The sequence below is a fragment of the Alkalibacillus salilacus genome (assembly GCF_030812915.1).
In the GTDB taxonomy this organism is placed as follows: domain Bacteria; phylum Bacillota; class Bacilli; order Bacillales; family Alkalibacillaceae; genus Alkalibacillus; species Alkalibacillus salilacus.
Genome location: NZ_JAUSTQ010000001.1, coordinates 306,173 through 329,973, shown reverse-complemented (window position 1 = coordinate 329,973; position 23,801 = coordinate 306,173). Strand labels below are relative to the sequence as shown.

Sequence of the window (23,801 nt, the reverse complement as noted above, 5' to 3'; positions counted from 1 at the left end):
CTTAAGGTTGTTATTTTTGTCCACATTATTCACAACATCATTGTGATTAACTTGATTTAATTTGTTCGGTTAATTCGTCAATTTCTCGTTGGAGTTGAATATCATCAGCCATCATTTTAGAGATTTTTTCGTGCGCATGAATCACTGTTGTATGATCACGTCCCCCGAATTCCTCACCAATTTTAGGTAGTGAAAAATCCGTTAATTCGCGTGTTAAGTACATCGCAATTTGACGAGGAAAAGCGACTGATTTTGTTCGTTTTTTTGCTGCGAAATCTTCTAAATAGATATTAAATCGATTCGCGATCACTTCTTGGATTCCTTTAATCGTAATTTCTTTCGGTCTAGCATGCGGCACGATATCTTTAAGTGCATCTGCTGCAAGTGAGGCGTCGATCTCTTCATTGACTAGAGAGGAGTATGCAACAACACGTATTAGTGCCCCCTCTAATTCCCTGATGTTCGTGTCAATTTGATTAGCGATATAAAGCATGACCTCGTTAGGGATTTCTAAGCCATCCGCTTTTGCTTTCTTGCGTAAAATAGCAATCCGCGTTTCTAAGTCAGGCGGTGTAATATCTGTAATTAACCCCCACTCGAATCGTGACCGAAGTCGATCTTCAAGTGTCGGTATTTCTTTTGGAGGTCGGTCACTAGAAATGACGATTTGTTTATTATCTTCATGTAAAGAATTAAAGGTATGGAAAAATTCTTCCTGCGTTTGTTCTTTTCCAGCTAAAAATTGAATATCATCAATTAAAAGCACATCGACATTTCGATATTTATTACGAAAATCAATGGTCCGGTTATCACGAATTGAGTTAATAAACTCGTTAGTGAATTTTTCAGATGAAAGATAGACAACCTTAGCATCTGGATTATGTTCAATCACATAATGGCCAATCGCGTGCATTAAGTGGGTTTTACCTAAACCAACGCCACCATAAATAAAGAGTGGATTATAAGCTTTTGCGGGTGCTTCTGCAACAGCTAGTGAAGCAGCGTGTGCGAAGCGGTTTCCAGAGCCTATGACAAAGGTTTCAAAGGTATATTTGGAATTAAGCATGGTCTTGGAATCTTGCTCATTTGACTTTGCTTGATTCACCTTTTTCATAGGTTGAGAATCTTCGTCCATGGATTGACTAGATTCAGGAATGACAAATTTGGGCGTTAATTGTGAACCTGTTATGTCATAAACTGTTTCAGAAATTAATTCAGCATAACTGTTTTCTAGCCAGTCACGAGCAAATTCATTAGGGGCTACAATGTAGATTGCATCACCTTCAATGGATCTTGCTTCTGTTGATTTTAACCAGGTGTCGAAACTGGGTTTACTGACCTTTTTCTCGAGTTCGTTTAGAGTCTGATTCCAGAGGTCGGAGATGTTTTCCAAGCTAGTTTCACATCCTTTCTAAGATGTTTTAATGGATCGATTGAGTCTGTGGATGGTTTAACTATGATTATATGCCAAATGATAACATTTATCGACAACATCCACACTATTGTGTATAACCATAAAAACAGCCTGTGCAAATTTATTCACAACGTGTCCACAGTCTGTGGAAAACGTATGTTTGGTTATTCATTTATCCACTAGAAAAACACTATAATCATATCAAACTAAACCAGATGTTGCAATGGTTATAACAACTTATCCACATTTAAAACAGACCTCTTTATAATTATTATCCACAACCGTGAATATTGTGGGTTTTGTTGTTTAAAAATGTGGATATAATAAAAGAAAAAATAAGTTTAAGAACAGGGGTTGTGGATAAAAGTTGGGAGCTTAATTTTAGTGTTGTGGATATAGCGTTGGATTATAGTGAAAAGGGAAATTGCTTATATTTAAAAGAGAGGAAATAAGATTTTGGAAAAGGCACGACGCTATTTAATTTTCTATATAAAAAGTTAAGTGAGTGACGCTTCCTGATCTTGTTTTAACTAAGTTGGACAAGCAGTTGCTTAACTGTGGATAGTTTTTTTGAAGTTTTAGAGGACTATTAACATGTGCATAATTTAAATGAATCTCTATTTGAGTTATCCAGACACTTACGTTATAATGTACATTGGTTTGTCTATTGACATTCAAGGGAAACTTTTTATATACTATTTTGGACTGCTTATTGAACGTTTAAGTTTGTCGCCTAGGAGGTGTAGAATATGAAACGTACGTACCAACCAAATAAACGTAAACGCAACAAAGTGCACGGCTTCCGCGCACGTATGGCTACAAAAAATGGCCGTAAGACACTAGCGCGTCGTCGTCGCAAAGGTAGAAAAGTTCTATCTGTCTAGACCACTGAAGCTTGATCAGTGGTCTTTTTTCTAGTTTTAGTTTAGTTTTGTGACATGTTAATCGAATTAGTTCGATTTAAAGCATAGTGCAGTGATTGTATTACAGTTGGGATGATGATGGTTGAAAAAAGCTTATCGGGTGAAGAAGAATGAAGAGTTTCAAGAGATTTTCAAAAAAGGAGATTCTTTTGCGAATCGTCAACTCGTCATTTATTCATTAAAAAAAGAAGGCCAATCTCATTTTCGTGTCGGTTTCTCTGTTGGAAAGAAAATCGGCAATGCTGTAATGCGTAACCAAATTAAGCGATATTTACGTGAGGCATTCCATGAATTAGCACCTTATATTGAAGTTGAATACGATTATATTATTATTGCCAGAATGCCGACGCGAGAGATGGGCTATCATGAAATTAAAAGTAGTTTACAACATTTATTAAAGAAAACGAAAAAAATTCGTCACTAAAAAGTCTAATAAATTGTAGTATCACTTATTGAATAATGCTAAAATACGTTTAGTAAAATAGCTTTTCTTTGTTTAGAAAGATAGGAGGAACATGAAAGTGAGTAAAAGACTATTACTCATCGGGGTATTAATTGCCATGACAGCCGTACTATCAGGTTGTTTTAATATTGATGAACCGATCACACCAGAAAGCGAAGGGATTTGGAATAGTTTCTTTGTTTATCCTTTATCGTTTCTTATCACATATATTGCTGAAGATATCTTCACTCATAACTTTGGAATGGCGATTGTGATTGTAACGATTTTATTAAGAACATTAATTTTACCATTGAACATTAAGCAATTGAAATCAACGCAAGCGATGCAAATGATTCAACCAGAATTACAAGAAATTCGTGAAAAGTATTCATCTAAAGACGCTGAAACACAACAAAAATTACAACAAGAAACAATGTCGTTATTCCAACGTCACGGCGTAAACCCATTAGCAGGTTGTTTACCGATCTTTGCACAGATGCCGATCTTAATCGCATTCTATCATGCAATTTCTAGAACAGAAGAAATTAGTGATTATGGCTTCTTATGGTTCCAATTAGGTGATCCGAGCCCAATATTAGCGATTATTACATCCGCAACAACATTTGCGCAGCAGAAGATTATGATGTCTGGTTCATCAGCTGGCGATAATCCGCAAATGAAAGTCATGCTATATGTATTACCAGTTATGATTGGTGTATTCGCATTCTTCTTCCCATCAGCATTAGCGCTGTACTGGGTGGTAGGTAACTTCTTTATGATTGCTCAAACATTATTAATTCGTAAACCAATGATGCGTGAATTCGAAAAAAATAATGGAGGATCGAAAAAGTGAGAGAAATAACGGCGAGTGGTCTAACAGTTGAAGAGGCAAAACTAAACGCACTTGATCAATTAGGTTTAAATGAAGATCAAGTGACCGTTGAAGTGATTGATGAAGGTAAGAAAGGTTTGTTCGGCGTATTTGGTACGAAACGTGCTTACGTTAAAGTACAAGAACGAGAAGACTTAGTAAGTGATGGTAAAACGTACTTAAAACAAATGGTTGAACAAATGGGCACATCCAATGTCGATATCAAGGTTCACCAAGATGATGATGAGATTAGATATGAGTTAACAGGTGATGAAATCGGAAAACTCATTGGAAAACGCGGTCAAACATTAAATGCCTTACAGTATCTAACGAGTTTAGTCGTTAACCAACACCGCGGTGTTCATTATACTGTCGTTGTTGATGCAGAAGGTTATCGCGAACGTCGTAAAGAAACATTAGAACAATTAGCGAATAATCTTGCGAAAAAGGCGACGCGTACTGAAGAAGATGTATTCATCGAACCAATGCCATCTTATGAACGTAAAATCATTCATACGGCTCTTCATGACCACAGCGATGTTTCAACTTACTCAGACGGACAAGATCCTAATCGAAGAGTTGTCATTCGTCCACGTAAATTAGACGACTAAAACAAAGTAGCTAGCCTCTGTCTAAGAGGTTAGCTATTTTTTTGGGGTTTAATATTTAGATAAGTAGTTTTAAATTCAATTTAATTTAGCTCTTAGTTGTTGAATTGTGAGGAGCGAAGGTGGCGACTCCTGGTCGACTAAGTTCGGTCACGTCCTGTGACCAACGTCGACATTAGGCCGTCCGGGCCGTCACGGGAAAAGCACGAGTCTCGAGACCCCGGAGGCCACGCTTTTAGGCCGAGGAGGCTCGAGCCGTGCCTGCGGAAAGCGTCCACCGAAAGCGGATTACAATATCAACAACGGACTTTAGTTAAACTTATTGATGAATGAAATGATTTAGGCAAATGTTGAAACACTGTAAAACAACATTTTTACTGATGTTACCAACCGGTATAATTCTTTTCTTTTGACGTGTTTTGTGTTATTGTTTTAAGTTAGGAAATTGATGCGAAAGGGGTGAAGGTTATGGAACAAGATACGATAGCAGCGATCTCGACACCACTTGGTGAAGGGGCAATTGCGATTGTTCGTTTAAGTGGTGATGAAGCGTTAGCCATCGCAAATCATGTTTTTTCAAATAAAGATTTAACACAAGTAGATAGTCATACCATTCAATATGGCACATTAGTCGATCCGAAAACCGATGAAAAAGTTGAAGAAGTGATGGCTTCCGTGATGAAGGCGCCTAAAACCTTCACCCGTGAAGATATTGTTGAGATCAACTGTCACGGCGGCATGGTTTCAGTTAACCGTGTCTTACAACTTGTACTACGTTACGGTGCTCGCTTAGCTGAACCAGGTGAATTTACGAAGCGTGCCTTTTTAAATGGTCGAATTGATTTGTCACAGGCTGAAGCGGTCATGGATTTAATTCGTTCCAAAACAGACCGTGCGATGTCGCTGGCTTTGAAACAAATGGATGGACGGTTATCACAATTAATCCGTGATTTGCGCCAACAATTGATTGAAACGGTTGCGCATGTAGAAGTGAATATCGATTATCCAGAATATGATGACGTTGAAGAAATGACGAATGAGTTGTTAAAAGAACGCGCTCGAAACGTTAAAAGTGAAGTTCACACGTTATTAAGAACCGCAAAGCAAGGGAAAATTTTGCGTGAAGGAATTGGAACAGCCATTATTGGTAAGCCGAATGTTGGAAAATCTTCCTTAATGAATATATTAGCTCATGATGATAAAGCGATTGTGACAGAGGTGCCTGGAACAACGCGTGATGTCATTGAAGAATACGTCAATGTGCGTGGGGTCCCGTTACGCCTGATTGATACAGCAGGAATCCGTGAAACAGAGGATATTGTTGAAAAGATCGGAGTAGAACGCTCTCGCCAGGCACTACAAGATGCGGACTTAATTTTACTTGTCTTAAATGGCAATGAACCATTAACTGAAGAGGATCGAGCTTTATTCGAGGCAGCTAAGGATCTTGACTCAATTGCTATTGTGAATAAAACAGATTTAGACCAACAAATTAATATGGACGAAGTAAGAGAAGTAGCCCAAGGTTCACCTGTGATTACAACATCACTTATTGAGGAACAAGGCATTGACGAATTAGAGCAAGCAATTGCTGATACGTTCTTCGATGGTGAAGTTGACCAAGGTGATCTGACTTATGTTTCGAACGTGCGTCATATCCAACTATTAGAACAAGCGAACGAAGCGTTGGATGATGCTTTAGAGTCATTGGAAATGGGAATGCCATTAGATCTCGTTCAAATAGATATTACAAGGACGTGGGAATTACTCGGTGAAATTATCGGTGAAGATGTGAGTGAATCACTCATTGATCAGTTATTCTCCCAGTTCTGTTTAGGAAAATAATTAAAGGAGGTTATCGTCATGTATGAAGCAGGACGTTATGATGTTATTGTCATCGGTGCGGGTCATGCAGGCGTCGAAGCAGGTTTAGCTGCAGCTAAACGTGGAGCAAAAACGTTAATGCTCACACTAAACCTTGATTTGATTGCTTTTATGCCATGTAACCCATCGGTTGGCGGTCCAGCTAAAGGCGTTGTTGTTCGTGAGATCGACGCACTAGGTGGACAAATGGGTAAAACGATTGATAAGACCCATATTCAAATGCGTTTACTCAATACAAGTAAAGGCCCAGCAGTTCGTGCACTGCGAGCTCAAGCTGACAAAGTATTGTATCAACAAGAAATGAAACGCGTGCTTGAAAATCAAGAAAACCTAACCCTAAGACAAGGTATGGTTGAAGAATTACTCGTTGAAGATGGTGCTGTTAAAGGCGTTAAAACAGAAACGAAAGCTTGTTATTATGCAGATCAAGTGATTGTTACGACAGGTACATTTATGCGTGGTAAAGTGTTGATTGGTGACATTGAGTATGAAAGTGGACCTAACAATCAACGACCAACCATCACACTGTCTGAACAGTTAGATGATCTAGGCTTTGATATTGTACGTTTCAAAACAGGAACACCAATGCGTGTGAATTCTCATAGTATTGATTATTCTAAAACAGAAATCCAGCCAGGAGACGAAGTACCACGTGCGTTTTCTTATGAAACAACTGAGTATATCTTAGATCAAATTCCGTGCTGGCTCACGTATACAGGTGAAGTTACTCACCAAATCATCGATGATAATCTAGCAAAATCTGCGATGTATTCAGGTGCTGAACGTGGAACTGGACCAAGATATTGTCCATCAATCGAAGATAAGATCGTACGTTTTAATGATAAGCCACGTCACCAAGTTTTCTTAGAACCTGAAGGACGCAATACAGACGAAGTGTATGTGCAAGGGTTATCAACTTCACTACCTGAGTATGTTCAAAAAGAAATGCTTGAAACAGTTCCAGGATTAGAGAATGCTGAAATTATGCGTGCAGGCTATGCGATTGAATACGATGCTGTTGTGCCGACACAATTATGGCCAACACTTGAAACGAAGAAAGTCGATGGCTTATTTACAGCCGGTCAAATTAATGGCACAAGTGGTTATGAAGAAGCGGCAGGTCAAGGCCTAATGGCTGGTGTGAACGCAGCGGCTAAAGCGCTTGATAAAGAAACGCTTATCTTAGATCGTTCACAGGCTTATATTGGAGTCATGATTGATGATCTCGTAACTAAAGGTACGGATGAACCTTACCGTTTATTAACATCACGTGCTGAATATCGTCTGTTGTTACGTCACGATAATGCCGATCTACGCTTAACAGATATCGGTTATGATATGGAATTAATTCCAGACGAACGTTATGAACGATTTAATCACAAGAAAGAACTAATTGAAGCGGAAATTAAACGCTTATCAGAGGTTCGTTTGAAACCAACAGAAGATGTGCAACAAACGATCCAAGATAAAGGCGGTTCACCGTTAAAAGATGGTGTCTTAGCTGTTGATCTTCTGCGTCGACCTGAAATGACTTATGAAACGATCGTGCAATTGGCACCACATGATCATGAATTACCAGCAGATGTAGAAGAACAAGTTGAAATCCAAGTTAAATATGAAGGTTATATTAAGAAATCTAACCAACAAGTCGATAAGATGCGTAAAATGGAGAATAAGAAGATTCCGGAAAATCTTGATTATGACGATGTAGATAACTTAGCAACTGAAGCACGAGAACGTCTAAAACGTGTACGTCCATTATCAGTGGGGCAAGCTTCACGCGTATCAGGCGTTAACCCAGCAGATGTTTCCATTTTACTCGTTTATCTAGAGCAGGGTAAGCATGCTAAAGTAGCAGCGAATGAATAGAGGGTGCTTATGAACGAAAATCAATTCCAAGAGGCCTTGCAAGCGCAAGGAATTTCATTAACTGAAACACAATTACAGCAATTTCGAACGTATTATGACGTGTTAGTTGAATGGAATGAAAAAATGAACCTGACAGGGATCACAAATCGAGAAGATGTCTATTTAAAACATTTTTTTGATTCCATTTCAGCTGCTTTTTATACCGATTTTGCTTCAGAACCTTTATCAATTTGTGATGTAGGGGCAGGGGCTGGATTTCCATCGATTCCGCTCAAAATAGTGTATCCACATTTACAAATCACGATTGTCGATTCGCTAAAAAAGCGAATCACTTTCTTAAATCATTTAGCTGATCAATTAAATCTATCTGATGTTGCATTTTATCATGATCGTGCTGAATCATTTGGTAAAAATACCAAGTTTCGTGAATCATTTGACTTTGTACTAGCACGAGCGGTTGCGAGAACATCAGTTTTAAGTGAATTATGCTTACCACTCGTTCGAACAGGTGGCACATTCATGATGATGAAAGGTGCCGATATAAATGAAGAACTTGAGCAAGGTGGTATGGCGATTAAAGCTTTAGGTGGTGAATTAGTTGAAACGTCTAAATTTCAGCTACCAATTGAACAAAGCGATCGCCATATTGTCCTGGTCAACAAAAAACGAAAAACACCTAATAAATATCCTAGAAAACCTGGCACACCAAACAAAGATCCGATCGAATCTTGATTGGTTTGTGCAGTTTTTGACGGATAGTGGCGATTGATTATTTAGAAGTTTTTCTTTATATTTCGATTCATTCTATGGTATTATAATAATAGAGTGCATAGATTGAGACGGTTTTAAATAAGTTGTTGAGTAATGATAGAAATGAAATGTTTCACGTGAAACATTTCATTTTTTACATAGCTTAAGAGAGTTGTAGAAGGTAGGTGCCAACAGGATGAGTTCGCTAAGTAGGTTGTTTGGCAAAGGGGAAACGAAAGACGATTCGCAAAATGAAATTCAGACGAATGAAGTGGTTGATTTAGAAATCCAACGTATTGAGCCAAACCAATATCAACCAAGAACGATTTTTGATGAAGATAAAATTGCTGAATTGGCCCAAACAATTCATACCCACGGAATGATTCAGCCGATTGTCGTTCGTCAATTACAAGACGGTGAATCATATGAATTGATCGCTGGTGAACGCAGATGGCGTGCTGTATCAACATTAGATTGGAAAACAATACCTGCTATTGTTAAGAACATGACCGATACGGAGACAGCGTCAGTTGCTTTAATTGAAAACTTACAGCGTGAGGAATTGACCGTCATAGAAGAAGCAATTGCATATGATCAATTACTTCATTCACATGGGCTTACACAGGAAGCATTAGCGCAACGTTTAGGTAAGAGTCAGTCAACGATTGCTAATAAGATGCGTTTGTTAAAATTACCAAGTGTTGTTCAACAAGCTCTACTAAACAAGCAAATTTCTGAACGACATGCTAGAGCGTTGATTCAACTTCAAGATGAAACGTTGCAGGAACAAGTTTTATCACAGATTATTGAAGAACAATTAAGTGTTAAACAAGCAGAGGATCGAGTTGAATCGATTCTCAATCCGGAAGAAAAGACTGATGAAAAGAAAAAATCAAAGCCAAAAGTTCAGGGCGTTAATAAAGACATAAGAATTGCGCTTAATACAATTCGTCAGTCTCTTAGTATGGTACAAGATACAGGTATGGATGTAGAAACCAAAGAAGAAGATGACGAAGATTATTACCAGATTACGATTAAATTACCAAAGAAATAAAGAACAACATTTGTTTTTCCCATCTTTAATGTAAAGATGGGACTTTTTTCACTTCATACAAGGTTAATTTTAGTGAAGGATTGAATATAAGACTATTTTTAATAAGAAAAGACTTAAGGTATTTATACTCGAAACGAGCTTTTCATGATAGAATACTAATATCGATGTTTAAATTTAGGCAGGTGACATTATGGGCAAAGTAATCTCCATAGCTAACCAAAAAGGTGGCGTTGGAAAGACAACATCAGCAGTGAATTTAAGTGCTTGCTTAGCAAACTTGAATTATAAGGTATTACTTGTTGATATTGACCCACAGGGGAATGCAACAAGTGGTGTCGGAATCAATAAAGGTGATTTAGACTCATGTATTTACGATATTTTAATAGAAGAAGAGGATGCACATTCTGTCTGTGTAGCATCGAAAGTACCTAATTTAGATGCGATTCCTGCAACGATTCAATTAGCAGGATCTGAAATTGAACTTGTACCTACGATTTCAAGAGAGTTGCGGTTACGCAAGGCATTAGAATCAATACGTCATGATTATGATTTTGTGATTATTGATTGCCCACCATCACTTGGATTATTAACTTTAAATGCTTTAACAGCTTCAGATAGCGTGATTATACCTGTCCAATGCGAATATTACGCACTAGAGGGATTGAGTCAATTACTTAATACGGTTCGTTTAGTTCAAAGAAGATTGAATCAACATTTGCAAATCGAAGGTGTATTATTAACAATGCTTGATGCGCGTACGAATTTAGGCATACAAGTGATCGAAGAAGTGAAGAAATACTTCCAAGACAAAGTGTTTGATTCAGTTGTACCGAGAAATGTTCGTTTAGGTGAGGCACCAAGTCATGGTGAGCCTATTATTCAGTATGATTCAAAATCAAAAGGTGCAGAAGTTTATAGTGACTTAGCGAAGGAAGTGATTGCCAATGGCCAAAGGGTTGGGTAAAGGACTAAATTCTATTTTTCAAGATGTCGATTACCATGCTGAATCGGTTCAAGAAGTTGATATGAGTCAATGTCGGCCGAACCCATATCAGCCCCGTAAAGTATTTGATACAGAGGCTATTGAAGAATTAAAAGATTCGATTTTAGAACACGGCGTCCTGCAACCCATTATTGTCCGTCAAGCGATTAAAGGGTATGAAATTGTGGTTGGTGAAAGACGTTTCCGTGCGTCTAAAGAAGCCGGTTTAACAACAATTCCAGCAGTTGTTCGTGAACTTACAGATGAACAAATGATGGAGTTGGCATTACTCGAAAATCTACAACGTGAAGACCTAAGTCCGATAGAAGAAGCGGAAGCATTTGATCGTTTAATCAATGAATTAAAGATTAGACAGGATGATTTAGCGAAGCGTCTAGGTAAAAGTCGTCCGCATATTGCTAATATGGTTCGTTTATTATCCTTGCCAGAACGGGTGAGGGCTCTAGTAAATAGTAAAGAACTATCAATGGGGCATGCGCGAGCGCTCTTGTCAATTAAGGATGAAGAGCAGTTAATGTTAGTAACAGAGAAAATCCGTAAAGAGGGCTTAAACGTCCGTCAAACTGAACAGTTGATTACGAAGTTGAATAATAAGCCTAAAAAGAAAACGAAAGAGAAGAAAGACGTTTTCATTTCCTCAAAGGAATCTGAGCTGCAAGAACGGCTCGGCACAGGTGTTAATATTCAACAAGGAAAGCAAAAAGGGAAAATCGAAATCGAATATTTTGATCGAGAAGATCTAGATCGCATTATTGAATTATTAACGAATGCTTAATATTTAGTCTATCCTTTATAGAAGGATAGGCTCTTTTTTCAAATTGAAATTGGTTAAGTATTAAAGATAAGCCAATGTTTCACGTGAAACATTAACGATTGCTTTAAAGTGTGGTGATACATATGGAATTGCTTGGGCCTATTGTGAATGGGTTTGGCATTGTAGTTGGTACATTAATAGGTTTGTTTTTTAGTCGTATCCCTGAGCGTTTTAAAGAGACAGTTATGAGCGGAATTGGTCTAACTGTCATATTAATTGGGTTATCAATGAGTATGACATCAGATCGGATCGTGGTTATTTTGCTCAGTCTCTTAACAGGTGCTATTATTGGCGAGCTGTTTGATATTGATGAGAAATTAAATCGTTTGGGTGGCTTTATCGAAGCAAAATTCAAAAATAATACTCACTCAGAATCTAGAATTGCAGAAGGCTTTGTAACAGCATCACTTATATTTGTTATTGGTGCTTTAGCTGTGGTGGGCGCGCTCGATAGTGGTTTAAGGGGGGACCATGAGGTGTTATTTACCAAGTCGTTAATTGACGGCTTTGTAGCACTTGTATTAACGACCACTTTAGGGATAGGGGTCATCTTTTCAGCTATTCCAGTGTTATTATATGAAGGTGGCATAGCATTATTCGCCACACAAATCGATCGCTTTGTCTCAGAATCATTTCTCGATTTATTTATTGAAGATATGACATCGACAGGAGGTCTGTTGATTGTGGCAATTGGTTTGAATTTAATTAAAGTGACTAATATTCGTGTAGCTAACTTATTACCTAGCCTTATTACAGTTGGTTTTATTTTATATGCCTATACGCAAGTTGAATTATTATTTTAGCAGAAAACCCGTCTCAATCATGAGCTTGATTGGGCGGGTTTTGTTTGTGTATCTCTAATGTGACGTAAACGATAGTTTAGTAAGGATAAGGCTTGAGCTGTTGTTTTTGCTAATTCCATAACAATAGATAAACGGGTGCTTTGAAGCACTTGTAATGGCATAACCCCTCCCACATTGACGATGCCTTTAATAGATAAATCGCCAACTGCAGGAATTGATTGGTCGGTAGCAGCCCCAGGTAACATAGAACCACGCTCAACAATGATCGAGTGTTGAGACTCAATGGAGCCTAAAGCTGCATCTATGGCAATGATAAAAGGCTTTTCGAAGGTTTTATTAATATTATTTAAGATTTCCTCTAGATTCTTCGCATGAACAGGGTGATCAAGTGTGCCATAGATAATAAATTGGTCATGCTGCCGTTGATGAATAAAACTACCAGTTAAGGGTCCGAAACTATCACCCGTTGACCGGTCAGTACCGATGCATAAAATGATAATCTCACAATTAGGGCTATGAATCGATTGTTGGATTTGGTTAGTTAATTTCCAAGTAATATGTGGCTCTTGGTAGTGCACAGAAAATAGATAATCGTCTTCTGACTCTCGCATAGGCGTCACTCCTTCAGCATATGTATAAATAGTATATGGATAAGCTGTTGTTTTTATACGTAATATGAGGCGGAGGACGTGTATGGCTAAAGGAATTCAATGGATTGGTTTAATTGTCGCAACTATGATAGGAGCGGGATATGCTTCAGGACGTGAGATCTGGGAGTTTTTCGGTCATGAAAGTAGTTTAGCTATCGTGTTATTTGCAATACTATTTACTTTGAGTTGTCACGCCATATTAACCTTGAGTTATGAACTTAATAGTGAAGATTACATGCCGCTATTAAAACGGTTAGTGGGTGAGCGGTGGGCGAAATTTTATGACTGGAGTGTCTTGTTATATTTATTTACAACGATATTTGTTATGATATCAGGGAGTGGCGCGACAGTTGCTGTATTTGATTGGCCAACGATTGTGGGTGTGATCTGTATGGTGGTCGGTTTGCTGGTCATTATACCTAGAGGGATGGATGGCATTCTATCAATCAATCGACTGTTACTACCTGTGATGATTGTTGCTTTAGGTGTTGTGCTTATTCTGTTTATTTGGCGAGAAGATGTTCCGTTACTTTATCATGATCTAGCTGATCAGGATAATTGGATGGCTTCTATTCCATTTACATCATTGAATGTGATACCATTAATAGCAGTGTTGGGGGCAATAGGGAAGAAGATTACAAGTTATTTAGAAATATATATTGCAAGTATCGGGAGTGGCCTGATTTTAGGTGTATTATCCTATTTATATAATATTAGCTTAATTCAAGTGGCTGACCAATTATATTTTTACGACATTCCATTATTTGCGATCCTTTATGGATATCGAATTGAAATATTTTTTGGGATGACTGGATTATTAGTATTTGCGATTTACACTACAGCCTTAACTAGTTTATTTGGGTTAATCGCACGGCTTCAATCACAGATTGACTTTAGTAAAGGGAAATTAGGCATCTTAATCATTGGACTAGCTTTACCTTTTACTTTTGTAGGTTTTTCAAATTTAATTAGTTTTCTATACCCCCTTTACGGTGTTATAAATCTTTATGTCTTAGCTATGTTATTATTATTTCCTATTATTAAACGAGCGAAGCAGCACAAAATTTGATAAACTATAAGTGTAAGAATGAACGGGAGGTAGGATGATGAATCAACCAGAGTATGAGTTACATGATTATGTAGAAATGAAAAAAGAGCATCCATGTGGCTCTAATGAATGGCAAATCATTCGCATGGGCATGGATATCCGCATTAAATGCCAAGGGTGCGGCCATAGTGTTATGATCCCTCGGAAAAAATTCAATAAGAATGTAAAAAAAGTGATTAAAAATGAAGAAAAATCATAAATGTTTCACGTGAAACAATCGATAAATTTTTGAGAAAATACAAATAACCTTTATTTTAAGAAAAACAAAGGTGCTAATGCCTTTGTTTTTTTGATTTTCGTAGCGGTTGTTTTTTTCTATATAAATCACTATAATTGGTATGACTAATCTTGAAATTGGGACCGGAAAATTGAAGGAGTGCAATAAAACATGTCATTAACAGCAGGGATTGTTGGTTTACCAAACGTAGGGAAATCAACATTATTTAATGCAATTACACAAGCTGGAGCAGTATCAGCAAATTATCCGTTTGCGACGATTGACCCAAATGTTGGAATCGTAGAAGTGCCAGATCAACGTTTGTTTAATTTATCAGAACTCGTACAACCTCAAAAAACAATTCCAACCGCTTTTGAATTCACAGATATCGCCGGCATTGTTGAAGGTGCTAGTAAAGGCGAGGGACTTGGAAACCAGTTTTTATCGCATATTCGCCAAGTAGATGCGATTACTCACGTTGTGCGTTGTTTTGCGGATGATGATATCACACACGTTTCAGGACGTGTAGATCCAATTAGCGATATAGAAACGATTAATTTAGAGCTCATTTTAGCTGACTTAGAAACTGTAACGAAACGATTGCCAAAAGTTGAAAAGTTAATGAAGCAAAAAGATAAAGATGCGCAGTATGAATATGAAGTGCTGGAGAAATTGAAAGAAGCGTTCGAAGCAGAGCAACCTGCAAGAGCGATTGAATTCACTAAAGAGCAAATGAAGTATGTTAAATCGCTTCATTTATTAACGATTAAACCTATTTTATATGTAGCTAATGTGGGTGAAGACGAACTGCTAGAAGCTGATGAGAATGAAAAGGTGCAACAGGTGAAAGAGTACGCGGCTAATGAAGGTGCCGGCGTAATCGTGGTTTGTGCTAAGGTTGAATCAGAAATCGCTGAATTAGAAGGCGAAGAGAAAGCTGAATTCTTAGATGAATTAGGGATCGAAGAAGCAGGATTAGATCAATTGATAAAAGCGTCTTACGATATGTTGGGTCTTGCAACGTTCTTTACGGCGGGTGAGCAGGAAGTTCGTGCTTGGACGTTCAAGAAAGGTATGACGGCACCACAAGCAGCTGGTGTGATTCACTCTGACTTTGAGCGTGGTTTTATCCGTGCGGAAACCGTTTCGTACGATGATTTGATGGAAGCTGGTTCAATGGCTAAAGCTAAAGAACAAGGCAATGTTCGCTTGGAAGGAAAAGAATACATTGTGAAAGACGGCGATGTCATTCATTTCCGATTTAACGTATAAAGACTTGATCAATGGTTGTCATTGCATTTAGTTTTTGTTATAATCTTATGATGTGAGTAATTGACAAGAAAAATTACTCCTTGCCCTATTTAATGGGCCGCTAAGTCCAAGAGGAGGTGAAGACGGATGAATAAATACGAAATCATGTACATCATCCGCCCAGACATGGAGGAAGAAGCTCGCCAAGCTGTTGCCGAGCGTTTCAACAAAGTCCTAACTGATAATGGTGCGGAGATCGAAAATGTAGATGAAATGGGTATGCGTCGTTTAGCTTACGAAATTAATGACTATCGTGATGGCTATTACGTTGTGGTTAATTTCACAGGCGACTCGGCAGCTATCGAAGAATTCGATCGTCAAGCGAAGTTCACTGATGACATTATTCGTCACATGGCAGTTCGCGACGAACAATAAGGAGTGTTTGATGTGTTAAATCGTACAGTATTAGTAGGTAGGTTAACGAAAGACCCTGAACTACGTTATACAGCGAATGGTGTTGCTGTTGCTAATTTCACATTAGCTGTAAATCGCCCTTTCTCTAACCAACAAGGTGAACGAGAAGCGGATTTCATTAATTGTGTTATTTGGCGAAAACAAGCGGAGAACCTAGCTAGCTACATGGGTAAAGGTAGTATGGTTGGGGTTGATGGACGTATTCAAACGCGCAGCTTTGACAATCAAGAAGGTAAACGAATCTTCATGACCGAAGTTGTAGCAGAAAGTGTTCAATTCCTTGAGTCAAGAAACAGCAACCAGGGTAAACAAGGTGGACAACCTGGAAACACATCAAACCAAGCGCAACAATCAAATCAAGGCGGGTATCAACCGCAGCAACAATCACAATCAAAAGAACAGAATCCATTTGAAGATAGTGGTGAACCAGTCGATTTATCAGACGATGACTTACCATTTTAAAATCATCATTTAAAGGAGGTAGTCTCAAATGGCAGCACGTCGTGGACGCAAACGTCGTAAGGTTTGTTATTTCAAAGCTAACGGCATTACACACATCGATTATAAAGATGTTGATCTTCTAAAACGTTTCATTTCAGAGCGTGGTAAAATCTTACCTCGCCGTGTAACTGGAACGTCTGCCAAGTATCAACGTAAATTAACAGTAGCTATTAAGCGCGCTAGACAAATGGCTTTATTGCCATACGTTAACGAATAAGTTATCAAATGGTGTTGTAAATCATCGGATTTACAACACCATTTTATTTATTCTTCAACTACATAATTAGAACGTCATATTATGTCTGTTCATTAAGTGTTATTTCATATATGATAGATATAACTTTATCTTAGTGGTTTGTTTTTACATTTTGAAGTGATCATTGGTAAAATAGTAATAAGCGACTGACAAATTGAAATGAACAGATTAATTGAGGTGCCAGCTATGACTGACAAACGAATCATTCAACATGCCGCCACATATGGTTTAACTTTCTTAGGGTTATTGATGGTTACATTCTTTGTGCCCATGATTAGTGTTCTAACCATAATCCTTTTACCGATTCCGATGATTATTTTTTCATCGAAGTATGGTTTTAAACCAGCGCTGTTTCTGTGGCTGTTTGTTTTGGCTATAGGTATGTTACTAACATGGTTTACGCTACCGTTCGTCCTCATTATGGGCCTAGGTGGGTTAATGATTGGTGTTGCTATTAATCAAAATCAACATCCGTATGAAGTTTTAGCCAAGGGAACGATCGCTTTTGTTGTGACATTAGCCGTTGTCTATGCATCAACCCAACTGATCTTTAATATGGATTGGGTAGGACAGTTTGAAGCGTCCATGGAAGAATCAATAGATACAACAGTTTCAACTGTCGAAGACATTGGAGTCGATGTCTCATCTGAAGATTTAGAGATCGTTAGAGAAGGGTATCAAGAATTGATTTATTTATTACCAACGTTGATGGTGTTGGTTGGTCTTTTCTTGGCTTTCGTATCGCAGTGGTTAAGTTATAAATGGATGAATCGTAAAGAAAAGAGGAATTACAAGTTCCCACCATTTAGGGACTTTTCATTTCCAACGAGTATTATATGGTTTTTCTTGCTAGGTATTATTATGTCATGGATTTATACCGATCCAGCTGATACGATGTACTTAGCAGCCACTAATCTGTACGCCCTACCAGGGTTGTTATTAGTATTACAAGGCTTATCATTTACTTTTTACTATACACATTATAAAAATTGGAATAAATCAATTCCAATTATTGTTGTAATTGCATTTGTGCTGTTTCCGTTTTTGCTCGTATTTCCGCTACGAATGATTGGAATCATTGATTTAGGGTTGCAATTACGGAAAAGACTTGAAGGAAACAAATAAGTGATAAACTTCATCTTAGGAGATGACGTGTTATGAATGATGTCAAAAAGTTAATCACAAATAGAACCATTTGGCTATTACACGTGTTAACGGTTGTCCTACTCTGTATTGTATTTTATTATCATTGGATCGTTGGGATCGTTTTAACGGTTGTTTTTGCCTTGATTATTGTCTCAGGTTTAAGAGCGGAAGACCGTTTGAAACGTAAAATTGAGCAATATATTTCAACGCTATCCTACCGAGTGAAAAAGGTCGGTGAAGAGGCACTATTAGAGATGCCTTTTGGAATCGTCTTGTATAATGATGAGTACCAAATTGAGTGGGCCAATCCGTACATGAATGACTTTATGGAAGCGGACGATACTTTAATCGGAGAGAGTTTATCAGACTTATCTGATGACCTTATTAAAGCGATTAAAGATGAAGATGATGAACTACGTATAGAAATTGACGGCAAGGTTTATCGTGCTGTCATTAAGCGAGAAGAAAAACTCGTTTATTTCTTCGACCGAACCATGTACGCAGACTTAGAAACACGTTACCAAAATGAAGAAACGGTTTTATCCATTATTTATTTAGATAACTACGAAGAATTAACTCAAGCAATGGATGATACATCGAAAAGCCGTATGAATTCACGTGTGACTTCCATTTTAAATCGTTGGTCAAAAGAGTATGGATTTTACTTGAAGCGGACGTCACAGGAACGTTTTCTTGCTGTGATGAATCGTGAAATCTTAGAGAAGTTAGAATCAAGTAAGTTTGAAATACTAGATGATGTTCGTGAATTGATTTCTGACCAAAATGTTCCGTTAACCTTAAGTATTGGTATAGGAAGAGGGACGGCTGATTTACGAGAATTGGGTGACATGGCACAGTCAAGCTTAGACTTAGCCTTAGGTCGTGGTGGTGACCAAGTTGCGATCAAAGATGAACACGGAAAAGTGAAATTCTTTGGTGGTAAAACTAACCCAATGGAGAAACGCACACGCGTCCGTGCACGAGTTATTTCTCATGCATTACGGGAATTGGTTAATGAAAGCGAGCAAGTACTAATTATGGGTCATAAAATGCCGGATATGGACTCGATTGGTTCATCGGTTGGTATTTTAAAACTGGCTCAACAAAATAATAAAGAAGGCTATGTTGTATTTGATCGAGATGGCATGAATACAGGTGTTCAAAAGTTAATCGATGAAATAGATGAAGATGACTCGTTAGCTGAACAATTCGTCTCACCAGATGAAGCGTTAGATATGGTGACGAAGAATACGCTTATTGTCGTTGTCGATACGCATAAACCGTCGATGGTGATGGAAGAAAAATTATTAAATCGAACAGAACATGTTGTGGTGATTGATCACCATAGACGGGCCGAAGAGTTCATCAATGATCCGACACTCGTTTATATGGAACCATATGCCTCATCAACTGCAGAACTCGTAACAGAGTTGTTACAATATCAAGATGGACGGGTGAAATTAAGTACACTCGAGTCTTCAGCTCTATTAGCTGGCATCATTGTCGATACGAAGTCGTTCACATTACGTACAGGGTCGAGAACGTTTGATGCAGCGTCTTATTTAAGGTCGAAAGGGGCAGACACCGTTTTCGTTCAAAAGCTGCTTAAAGAAGATCTAGACGTTTATGTGAAACGAAGCGAACTGATTAAGAATGCGACGATCTTTAAAGAAGGTGTCGCGATTGCGAAAGGTAATGAAGGCGAGAGTTATGGGCCGATTATTATCGCACAAGCAGCTGATACGTTACTGACGATGGATGGGGTGCAAGCATCCTTTGTCATTTCCGAACGAAGTGACAATCAAATTGGTGTTAGTGCTCGTTCATTAGGTGATATTAACGTTCAGGTCTTGATGGAGAAAATGAACGGTGGTGGCCACTTAACGAATGCGGCGACTCAATTAGAGGATACGACCATTGAACAAGTAGAAGAACAATTACGAGATATCATCGATGACTATATGCAAGGAGGGAATTCGTCATGAAGGTAATTTTCACAAGTGACGTTAAAGGTAAAGGCAAAAAAGGTGAAGTAAAAGACGTAAATGAAGGTTATGCACGTAACTATTTACTGAAACACAATCTAGCAGTTGAAGCGACAAAAGGAAATCTCAAACAGCTAGAAGGACAGAAGAAGAAACAAGAAGAAAAAGAGCAAGAAGAGCTAGATGAGGCCAAACGACTAAAAGATACACTTGCGGACTTAACCGTTGAATTATCTGCGAAATCAGGCGATGGTGGCCGTTTATTTGGTTCTGTAACAAGTAAGCACATTGCTGATGAATTAAAGCAAAACTATAATATCAAAATTGATAAACGTAAGATTGAACTCGATGAACCTATTCGCACACTAGGTTACACAAATGTTCCAGTCAAATTACATCCAGATGTAACAGGAACGTTAAAGGTACACGTCGCAGAGAAGTAAGGGAAGCACTCCGGTGAAGAGGAGGAACGAATGTGGCTGAAGATATGACAAACGATCGCACCCCGCCTCATAATATAGAAGCAGAACAAGCTGTTTTAGGGGCAATATTTCTAGAACCGAATGCTGTTGTGACTGCGAGTGAAATTATCTTACCTGAAGATTTTTATCGGGTAAGTCACAAGCGCGTGTTTGAAATGATGGTTCAGTTAATGGACAGGGGCGAACCGATTGATTTAGTAACCGTGACAACCGAATTATCAAATGCCGACATGTTGAATGATATAGGTGGTGTCTCATACTTAACAGACATTGCTAATTCAGTCCCAACGGCAGCTAATATTGAATATTACGCTCAGATCGTAAAAGAGAAATCGACTTTACGACATATTATTTCATCTGCTACAGGAATAGTAACGAAAACATTTGAAGAAAATGAAGCCGTCACTGAATTACTTGATTATGCGGAACGATCAATTTTAGATATTTCACAAGCTCAATCCTCAGGTAAGTTCCGTAATATTAAAGATGTTTTAGTCAATGTTTATGATAATATTGAACAATTACACTATAATGATGAAGATGTGACGGGGGTTGCGACAGGCTTTAATGATTTAGATAATATTACATCTGGCTTTCAGAAAAATGACCTCGTGATTATTGCTGCCAGGCCATCTGTAGGTAAGACGGCCTTTGCGTTAAATATTGCTCAGAACGTGGCGATTAATGCTCAAGAAAATGTTGCCTTATTCAGTCTGGAGATGGGCGGTGAACAACTCGTTAGCCGTATGCTATGTGCGGAAGGTAATATCGATGCCCAACGTCTCCGTACTGGTAAGCTTGAAGATGAAGACTGGGGTAAATTAACGATGGCTATGGGTAGTTTATCAAACGCCGGGATTTATATTGATGATACGCCAGGTATTAAGATTAACGAGATTCGCTCAAAATGTCGTCGTCTTAAACAAGATCAAGGCTTAGGCATGATCATGATTGATTACTTACAGTTAATCCAAGGTTCTCCTGGAGGCAGTGAGAGTCGTCAACAAGAAGTGTCCGAAATATCACGTTCACTTAAAGCGTTAGCGCTTGAGTTGGGCGTTCCTGTGATCGCACTATCCCAGTTATCGCGTGGGGTCGAGCAACGCCAAGATAAACGACCGATTATGTCTGATTTACGTGAATCAGGAAGTATTGAGCAGGATGCTGATATCGTCGGTTTCTTATATCGTGATGATTATTATGAAGAAGAAAGCGAAAAAGAGAATATTATTGAGATTATCATTGCTAAGCAACGTAATGGTCCTGTCGGTACAGTTGAACTGGCTTTTGTGAAAGAGTACAACAAGTTCGTTGATTTGGACAGGCGTTATAGTGATGCAGATATTCCACCAGCATAACCTACACCATTAAGATGTGTAGGTTATTTTTTGCCATAAATACGTACATTATCAAATTTAATTAAAGTTTTATTCGGATTTTGTTTCAATAGGTATCTTGTTTATGATAATATAGCCGTGGATGAAAAAGATATCGGAATGTTTAGGAGGAATCAGCATGACGACAGCAGTGGTTGTAGGAACGCAATGGGGAGACGAAGGAAAAGGTAAAATTACAGATTTCTTAGCGAAACAAGCAGATATTGTCGCACGTTATCAAGGTGGCGATAACGCTGGCCATACGATTCAATTTAATGGAGATACGTATAAACTCCACTTGATTCCATCAGGTGTGTTTAACCCTGATAAACTATGTTTATTAGGCAACGGCATGGTCATTAATCCAGAATCTTTGAATAAGGAAATGAATTATCTAAAGGAATTCGGGATTACCTTAGACCATTTACGCATTAGCAACCGTGCTCACGTGATTATGCCTTATCATATTGAGCTAGATCGTTTGCAAGAAGCGGCTAAAGGGAAAGAAGCTCAAATTGGCACAACTCAAAAAGGGATTGGTCCTGCCTATAGTGATAAAATTAACCGACAAGGTATTCGAATCGCAGATCTCATTGAACCTGACGAGCTATATGCACGAGTGACTCGTGAAGTAGAAGAGAAAAATCACTTATTAACCAAATTATACGATGCAGAGCCGCTAGATGCTGAAGAAATTTACGAAACATACCGAGCTTATGGCGAACAATTAGCACCGTTTGTAACAGATACATCATTTATATTAGATGAAGCTCTAAACGAAGGCCAAGATGTCTTGTTTGAAGGGGCACAGGGTGTCATGTTAGATATCGACCATGGTACTTATCCTTACGTGACTTCATCGAACACATCAGCTTCTGGCGTTGCAACAGGAAGTGGAATCGGTCCAAATAAGATTGATCGAATTATTGGTGTTTCAAAGGCCTACACTTCACGTGTAGGAGACGGCCCGTTTCCTACAGAGTTAGATGACGAGGTCGGTGAGCAAATCCGAGAAGTTGGACGCGAATACGGTACGACAACAGGACGTCCTCGTCGTGTCGGTTGGTTTGATGCGGTTGTCTTAAACCACGCTCGTCGGACAAGTGGTGTGACTGATTTATCATTGAATTCATTAGACGTAATATCAGGACTAGACCAAGTGAAAATTTGTGTTGGTTATGATGTGAATGGTGAAACAATCAAGAGCTATCCAGCGACTCACCAAACGTTAACGTCATGTACACCAGTTTATGAGACTTTGCCAGGCTGGCAGGATGATTTATCGAATGTCCGTTCATTTGACGATTTACCTGAAGCGGCACAACATTATATTGAGCGCATCGAAGCTTTAACTCAGACACGTGTTTCAATCTTTTCAGTTGGACCAGACCGAGACCAGACAATTGTCCGTCACGCACTTTTCCAGTAACTTATTAAATAATCTCTTGATTTTATTTAATAAGTAGAAGAAGATATCTCATAAATAGTGCTATTAATTTAATAAATTATGAGCTCATATAAAGAACCCGCCTCCTCAACTGGTATGAGGAGGCGGGAATTTTTATTAATTTTATAAAATAGCTTGTCAAAGAGAAAAGGGCTGTGATAAGATTTAATCTGTCGGCAAAAGGTCCGGTAGTTCAGTTGGTTAGAATGCCTGCCTGTCACGCAGGAGGTCGCGGGTTCGAGTCCCGTCCGGACCGCCATTTTAACCGTGTTTCACGTGAAAACAAGATCATCACCTAAGTCTGTAAGCACTCAAAACACTATTTATTAGACAATATTTTAATATTTGATATGGCTCGGTAGCTCAGTCGGTAGAGCAACGGACTGAAAATCCGTGTGTCGGCGGTTCGATTCCGTCCCGAGCCACCATTTTTACACAGTTAATAGGCTGTGTCTTTTTTGTATCAATAAATT

General features: G+C 38.4%; 24 protein-coding genes and 2 tRNA genes. 24 read left to right on the top strand and 2 right to left on the bottom strand.

What is annotated here, in order from left to right; genetic code table 11:
* Positions 1-46: 46 nt before the first annotated feature.
* Positions 47-1,393 carry a chromosomal replication initiator protein DnaA gene (gene dnaA / locus J2S77_RS01675; RefSeq protein ID WP_306974046.1) on the bottom strand — a complete coding sequence of 449 codons (1,347 nt, stop codon included), beginning with the start codon at positions 1,391-1,393 and terminating at the stop codon, positions 47-49.
* Between the two features lie 770 nt (positions 1,394-2,163).
* Between dnaA and rpmH the strand changes: the two genes are divergently transcribed.
* The 11 genes from rpmH (at position 2,164) to J2S77_RS01620 (ending at position 12,435) form a co-directional block, all read left to right on the top strand.
* Positions 2,164-2,298 carry a 50S ribosomal protein L34 gene (gene rpmH, locus J2S77_RS01670; RefSeq protein ID WP_167263023.1) on the top strand — a complete coding sequence of 45 codons (135 nt, stop codon included), beginning with the start codon at positions 2,164-2,166 and terminating at the stop codon, positions 2,296-2,298.
* 121 nt (positions 2,299-2,419) lie between these two features.
* Positions 2,420-2,761 (top strand): ribonuclease P protein component, encoded by a 342-nt coding sequence (gene rnpA, locus J2S77_RS01665; RefSeq protein ID WP_306974045.1) that lies wholly within the window; start codon positions 2,420-2,422, stop codon positions 2,759-2,761.
* 136 nt (positions 2,762-2,897) lie between these two features.
* Positions 2,898-3,632 carry a YidC family membrane integrase SpoIIIJ gene (gene spoIIIJ / locus J2S77_RS01660; RefSeq protein ID WP_370871765.1) on the top strand — a complete coding sequence of 245 codons (735 nt, stop codon included), beginning with the start codon at positions 2,898-2,900 and terminating at the stop codon, positions 3,630-3,632.
* Positions 3,629-4,261: an RNA-binding cell elongation regulator Jag/EloR gene (gene jag / locus J2S77_RS01655; RefSeq protein WP_306974043.1), complete on the top strand. Its 633-nt coding sequence runs from the start codon at positions 3,629-3,631 to the stop codon at positions 4,259-4,261. Before spoIIIJ ends, jag begins: the two co-directional genes overlap by 4 nt.
* A gap of 465 nt (positions 4,262-4,726) precedes the next feature.
* Positions 4,727-6,103: a tRNA uridine-5-carboxymethylaminomethyl(34) synthesis GTPase MnmE gene (gene mnmE / locus J2S77_RS01650; RefSeq protein WP_306974041.1), complete on the top strand. Its 1,377-nt coding sequence runs from the start codon at positions 4,727-4,729 to the stop codon at positions 6,101-6,103.
* A gap of 18 nt (positions 6,104-6,121) precedes the next feature.
* A complete protein-coding gene (gene mnmG, locus J2S77_RS01645; RefSeq protein ID WP_306974039.1) occupies positions 6,122-8,011 on the top strand; it encodes a tRNA uridine-5-carboxymethylaminomethyl(34) synthesis enzyme MnmG in 1,890 nt (629 codons plus the stop codon).
* Positions 8,012-8,020: 9 nt separating this feature from the next.
* Positions 8,021-8,743 (top strand): 16S rRNA (guanine(527)-N(7))-methyltransferase RsmG, encoded by a 723-nt coding sequence (gene rsmG, locus J2S77_RS01640; RefSeq protein ID WP_306974037.1) that lies wholly within the window; start codon positions 8,021-8,023, stop codon positions 8,741-8,743.
* Positions 8,744-8,957: 214 nt separating this feature from the next.
* Positions 8,958-9,815 carry a nucleoid occlusion protein gene (gene noc, locus J2S77_RS01635; protein ID WP_306974035.1) on the top strand — a complete coding sequence of 286 codons (858 nt, stop codon included), beginning with the start codon at positions 8,958-8,960 and terminating at the stop codon, positions 9,813-9,815.
* 190 nt (positions 9,816-10,005) lie between these two features.
* Complete coding sequence (locus J2S77_RS01630) at positions 10,006-10,779, top strand: ParA family protein (protein ID WP_306974034.1); 774 nt, start codon at positions 10,006-10,008, stop codon at positions 10,777-10,779.
* On the top strand, positions 10,760-11,593 hold the full coding sequence (locus J2S77_RS01625) for a ParB/RepB/Spo0J family partition protein (RefSeq protein WP_306974032.1): 834 nt from the start codon (positions 10,760-10,762) through the stop codon (positions 11,591-11,593). Before J2S77_RS01630 ends, J2S77_RS01625 begins: the two co-directional genes overlap by 20 nt.
* Before the next feature lie 122 nt (positions 11,594-11,715).
* Positions 11,716-12,435 (top strand): DUF554 domain-containing protein, encoded by a 720-nt coding sequence (locus tag J2S77_RS01620; RefSeq protein WP_306974030.1) that lies wholly within the window; start codon positions 11,716-11,718, stop codon positions 12,433-12,435.
* 17 nt (positions 12,436-12,452) lie between these two features.
* Here J2S77_RS01620 and yyaC read toward each other — a convergent pair whose 3' ends face one another.
* Entirely contained in the window at positions 12,453-13,046 is a 594-nt protein-coding gene (yyaC, locus tag J2S77_RS01615) for a spore protease YyaC (protein ID WP_306974029.1), read from the bottom strand.
* Between the two features lie 82 nt (positions 13,047-13,128).
* Between yyaC and J2S77_RS01610 the strand changes: the two genes are divergently transcribed.
* The 13 genes from J2S77_RS01610 to J2S77_RS01550 all read left to right on the top strand — a co-directional run bounded on the left by J2S77_RS01610 (position 13,129) and on the right by J2S77_RS01550 (position 23,756).
* Entirely contained in the window at positions 13,129-14,154 is a 1,026-nt protein-coding gene (locus J2S77_RS01610) for a YkvI family membrane protein (protein WP_306974027.1), read from the top strand.
* Positions 14,155-14,191: 37 nt separating this feature from the next.
* Positions 14,192-14,392, top strand: a complete 201-nt coding sequence (locus tag J2S77_RS01605) for a DUF951 domain-containing protein (RefSeq protein WP_306974025.1) — start codon at positions 14,192-14,194, stop codon at positions 14,390-14,392.
* A 189-nt stretch (positions 14,393-14,581) separates the two neighbouring features.
* Positions 14,582-15,682, top strand: coding sequence for a redox-regulated ATPase YchF (gene ychF / locus J2S77_RS01600; RefSeq protein ID WP_306974022.1), 1,101 nt, complete (start codon positions 14,582-14,584; stop codon positions 15,680-15,682).
* Positions 15,683-15,808: 126 nt separating this feature from the next.
* Positions 15,809-16,096 (top strand): 30S ribosomal protein S6, encoded by a 288-nt coding sequence (gene rpsF / locus J2S77_RS01595; RefSeq protein ID WP_306974020.1) that lies wholly within the window; start codon positions 15,809-15,811, stop codon positions 16,094-16,096.
* 12 nt (positions 16,097-16,108) lie between these two features.
* The gene (gene ssb, locus J2S77_RS01590) at positions 16,109-16,597 is read left to right on the top strand and encodes a single-stranded DNA-binding protein (protein ID WP_306974018.1); all 489 of its coding nucleotides are present in this window, start codon (positions 16,109-16,111) and stop codon (positions 16,595-16,597) included.
* 28 nt (positions 16,598-16,625) lie between these two features.
* Positions 16,626-16,853: a 30S ribosomal protein S18 gene (rpsR, locus tag J2S77_RS01585; protein WP_167261504.1), complete on the top strand. Its 228-nt coding sequence runs from the start codon at positions 16,626-16,628 to the stop codon at positions 16,851-16,853.
* Positions 16,854-17,078: 225 nt separating this feature from the next.
* The gene (locus J2S77_RS01580) at positions 17,079-18,017 is read left to right on the top strand and encodes a YybS family protein (RefSeq protein WP_306974016.1); all 939 of its coding nucleotides are present in this window, start codon (positions 17,079-17,081) and stop codon (positions 18,015-18,017) included.
* Between the two features lie 32 nt (positions 18,018-18,049).
* Entirely contained in the window at positions 18,050-20,023 is a 1,974-nt protein-coding gene (locus tag J2S77_RS01575; protein ID WP_306974014.1) for a DHH family phosphoesterase, read from the top strand.
* The gene (rplI, locus tag J2S77_RS01570; protein ID WP_306974013.1) at positions 20,020-20,466 is read left to right on the top strand and encodes a 50S ribosomal protein L9; all 447 of its coding nucleotides are present in this window, start codon (positions 20,020-20,022) and stop codon (positions 20,464-20,466) included. Before J2S77_RS01575 ends, rplI begins: the two co-directional genes overlap by 4 nt.
* A 44-nt stretch (positions 20,467-20,510) precedes the next feature.
* The gene (gene dnaB, locus J2S77_RS01565) at positions 20,511-21,863 is read left to right on the top strand and encodes a replicative DNA helicase (protein ID WP_306974211.1); all 1,353 of its coding nucleotides are present in this window, start codon (positions 20,511-20,513) and stop codon (positions 21,861-21,863) included.
* 157 nt (positions 21,864-22,020) lie between these two features.
* Entirely contained in the window at positions 22,021-23,310 is a 1,290-nt protein-coding gene (locus J2S77_RS01560; protein ID WP_306974011.1) for an adenylosuccinate synthase, read from the top strand.
* Between the two features lie 200 nt (positions 23,311-23,510).
* A tRNA-Asp gene (locus tag J2S77_RS01555) sits at positions 23,511-23,587 on the top strand.
* A gap of 93 nt (positions 23,588-23,680) precedes the next feature.
* Positions 23,681-23,756: transfer RNA gene (locus J2S77_RS01550), tRNA-Phe, on the top strand.
* Positions 23,757-23,801: the final 45 nt, after the last annotated feature.